3 protein-coding genes are annotated in these 3,480 nt (G+C 70.4%); 2 read left to right on the top strand and 1 reads right to left on the bottom strand.

Going from position 1 to position 3,480, the window contains the following annotated elements; all coding sequences use genetic code 11:
* Positions 1-35: 35 nt before the first annotated feature.
* Complete coding sequence (locus B7767_RS28920) at positions 36-1,313, bottom strand: extracellular solute-binding protein (protein WP_085574740.1); 1,278 nt, start codon at positions 1,311-1,313, stop codon at positions 36-38.
* A 371-nt stretch (positions 1,314-1,684) separates the two neighbouring features.
* Here B7767_RS28920 and B7767_RS28915 point away from each other — a divergent pair, with 371 nt between their 5' ends.
* Both B7767_RS28915 and B7767_RS28910 read left to right on the top strand, forming a co-directional pair.
* Positions 1,685-2,449: a GntR family transcriptional regulator gene (locus tag B7767_RS28915; RefSeq protein ID WP_085574739.1), complete on the top strand. Its 765-nt coding sequence runs from the start codon at positions 1,685-1,687 to the stop codon at positions 2,447-2,449.
* 171 nt (positions 2,450-2,620) lie between these two features.
* The coding region (locus B7767_RS28910) for a glycoside hydrolase family 3 N-terminal domain-containing protein (protein ID WP_143652682.1) at positions 2,621-3,480 on the top strand (860 nt) is incomplete at its 3' end.

Raw genomic sequence — 3,480 nt, 5'->3', positions numbered from 1 at the left:
GGCCGGCCCCCGCCCCCATCCGTGCGCTCGCGCGCCTACTGCTGCTGCGCCAGGCGCTTGTTGAACTCGCCCTCGACCTGCTCGGCGGCGTCGGCCGGGGACTTTCCGTTCAGGACGGCGGTCAGGTACGCCTTGATCGGGTTGGGGTCGTTCTCGACGGCGGCCCACTCGGGGATCAGCGGCGTGGTGCCACCGACGGCGGCGGCCGGCGCGGCGGCCTCGGCGGGGGCGTTGCCCTCGAGGTTGCTCTGCAGCGACTCCTTGTTCGGGATGACGCCGTTGGCCTTGGCCAGCGCGCCCTCGAACTTGTCGGAGAGGGCGATCTTCAGGAACTCCTTGGCGAGCTCCTGCTTCTTGCTGCCCGCGGCGACGGCGAGGTTGGAGCCGCCGAGGAAGACGCCCTCGGGCTTGTCGGCCGTGGCACCGGGGATGGTGAAGTAGCCGATCTCCTTCTCGATGTCCGGGTTGGCCTTGATCGCGATGCCGGCTTCCCAGCCCATGCCGATGAACGCGCCGGTCTTGCCCTTGGAGAAGATCTCGCCCTGCTGCGGGGTGGCCTCGTCCTTGTCCTTGGGCGCCTTGGACAGGGCCTGGAACTTCTTGTAGGTCTCCGTGGCGGCGGCGACCTTCGGGTCGGCGAGGTTGGAGACGTACTTGTCGCCGTCCTTCTTGACCAGCTCGGCGCCCTCGCCGATCACCAGGCCGACGAAGTGGTACCAGTTCTGGCCGGGCAGGTAGATCGGCTCGGCGTCGGTCTTCTCACCGATCGTCTTGAGGGCGTCGTAGAACTCGTCGCGGGTCTTGGGGGTGTCCTTCAGCCCCGCGTCCGCCCAGATCTTCTTGTTGTAGAGGACGACGCGGTTGGCGAAGAACCAGGGCGCCGCGTACTGCTTGCCCTCGAAGATCGACGACTCGTTGAGGGACTCGGTCCACTCGCCGCCGATCTCCGCCTTGAGGTCGGCGAGGTCGGCGAGGCCGCCGGTCTTGGCGTAGGCCGGGGTGTGGGTGTTGCCGACCTCGAAGACGTCCGGCGGGTTCTCCTCGGACAGGGCGGTGGTCAGCTTCTGCTGGATGCCGTTCCACTGCTGGACCTCGAACTCGACCTTCGCCTTGGTCTTCTTCTCGAACTCGGTGGCGAGGTCCTTCTGCCACTGGTCCGGCGAGGAGCCGTCCATCACCCACACGGTGAGCGTCTCGCCGGCGTAGCCGTCCGCGCCCGCCTTCTTGTCGCCGTCACCGTCGTCGCCGCCGCACGCCGCGACGGAGAACAGCATGCCCGCGACCCCGATCGCGGCTATCAGCTTGCGCTTCACGCGCCACCCCTCCTCAGGAATGCCTTGCTCACCCACGCCCTCGGCGGTGACCCCCACAACGGCGCAACAGCTCGGCGGGCTGGGACCCGGCTTCCTCTAAATGGTTTAGACCAGCAAGGGGAGCTTGGCCTAGACCTATGGCCCTGTCAAGGGTCGTGGACTCACACCTGGATAACGGCTTCGACAGCCCTGACGGAGCGCAGAACTCCACCCAAAGAGGGACGGGTTGAAGCTTGGACTAGACCAAAGCGAGAACGCACGGTTATAACGGGATCGCCGAGCGTGCGGCGCCGAACCCGGCCGTCCGCCGACGTGCACCGCGGTCGGCACCTGCCGTCCGCGCGCCGGACACCGCAGCCGGAAGGCAGGTCATGAGCACGGACGTCAGCAGCGCCCAGGCCGACACGGGGGCGCCGGGCCCTATCGGGCGCGTACCGAAGTACTACCGCATCAAGCAGCGGTTACTGCAGATGACCGACGAGCGCGCCCCGGGCGCCCCGATGCCGGCCGAGCGCCTGCTCGCCGTCGAGTTCCGCACCTCCCGCACCACGATCCGCAAGGCTCTGCAGGAGCTGGTCGGCGAGGGCCGGCTCGACCGGATCCAGGGCAAGGGCACGTTCGTCGCCCGCCCGAAGGTCTACCGGACGCTCCAGCTCACCTCGTACACCGAGGACATGCGGGCACAGGGGCTCAGCCCCACCTCGCAGGTGCTGGACATCGGGTACATCGCCGCCGACGCGGACCTGGCGGCCCTGCTGGAGGTGGATCCGGGGGACAGGGTGCTGCGCATCGAGCGGCTGCGGCTGGCCGGCGGGGAGCCCATGGCGATCGAGGCGACCCACCTGTCCGACCGGCGCTTCCCCCGGTTGCGCCGCAACCTGTCCCGCTACACCTCGCTCTACACCACCCTCGCCGAGGTGTACGGGGTGCGGCCGGCGGAGGCCGACGAGACCATCGAGACCTCCCCGGCGACACCGCGGGAGGCGGGGCTGCTCGCCACGGACGTGGGCCTGCCGATGCTGCTGCTGTCCCGCCACTCGCGGGACGAGACGGGAACGCCGGTCGAGTGGGTCCGCTCGGTGTACCGGGGCTCGCGCTACAAGTTCACGGCGACGCTGACGCGTCCGGCGCCCTGACCGGGTGGTTCGCCGCCAACACCGCGTTTTTCCAGGGGTGTTCGGCCGCCTTGCCGAAAGGGCGTTCCTTGACAGGGCCCAATGGTCCAGTCCAATATCCCAGTGGTCTGAACCAGTCGTGGCGGGTTCCCACCGCAACCGCCGCGTGCACAACCCCGCACGGAGGCCCGCATGACCGAGAGCAGCCACCCGCGACTGCTGCGGTGGGCGCACTCCGTGCTCCAGCCGGGCTTCGAGGGGACGACGGTGCCGGACTGGGTGCGCCGTCGGATCTCCGAAGGGCTCGCCTCGGTCGTCCTGTTCGGCCGGAACATCCACGGTCCCGAACAGGTGGCGGGGCTCACCACCGCCCTGTACGCCGAGAACCCCGGACTCGTCGTCGCCGTCGACGAGGAGGCGGGCGACGTCACCCGGCTCGAAGCCCGCACCGGGGCGTCCCGGCCGGGCAACCTGGCGCTCGGCACGCTCGACGACATCGATGTCACCGAGCAGGTGGCCCGGGACGTCGGCCGGGAACTGCGCGGCCTCGGCATCACCCTGAACTATGCGCCGAGCGCCGACGTCAACACCAATCCGCTGAATCCGGTCATCGGGGTGCGCTCCTTCGGGGCGCGCCCCGACGTCGTCTCCCGGCACGCCGCCGCGTGGGTGCGGGGGCTGCAGTCGGCGGGGGTCGCCGCGTGCGCCAAGCACTTCCCGGGCCACGGCGACACCGTGGTCGACTCCCATCTCGGGCTGCCGCAGGTCTCGGCCGACGCCGGGACCCTCGCGCTGACCGCGCTGCCGCCGTTCATCGCCGCGATGGACGCGGGCGTGCGGGCCGTGATGACCGCGCACCTGCTCGTGCCCGCCTACGACGCCCGGTGGCCGGCGACCCTGAGCCGCCCCGTCGTCGGCGACCTGCTGCGCGGCGAACTCGGTTTCACGGGCCTGGTCGTGACCGACGCCGTCGAGATGGGCGCCGTGGCCGACCGCTACGGCGTGCCGGGCGCCGCCGTCCGGGCCGTCGCCGCCGGCGCGGACGCGGTCTG

This window comes from Streptomyces sp. 13-12-16, assembly GCF_002114215.1.
In the GTDB taxonomy this organism is placed as follows: domain Bacteria; phylum Actinomycetota; class Actinomycetes; order Streptomycetales; family Streptomycetaceae; genus Streptomyces.
Note: the sequence above shows the minus strand (reverse complement) of the source record. Positions and strands in the feature narration are given on the sequence as shown.

Coding starts and splice junctions, on each gene's coding strand:
- B7767_RS28915 (WP_085574739.1), top strand. CDS start 1,685: ATGAGCACGGACGTCAGCAGCGCCCAGGCCGACACGGGGGCGCCGGGC.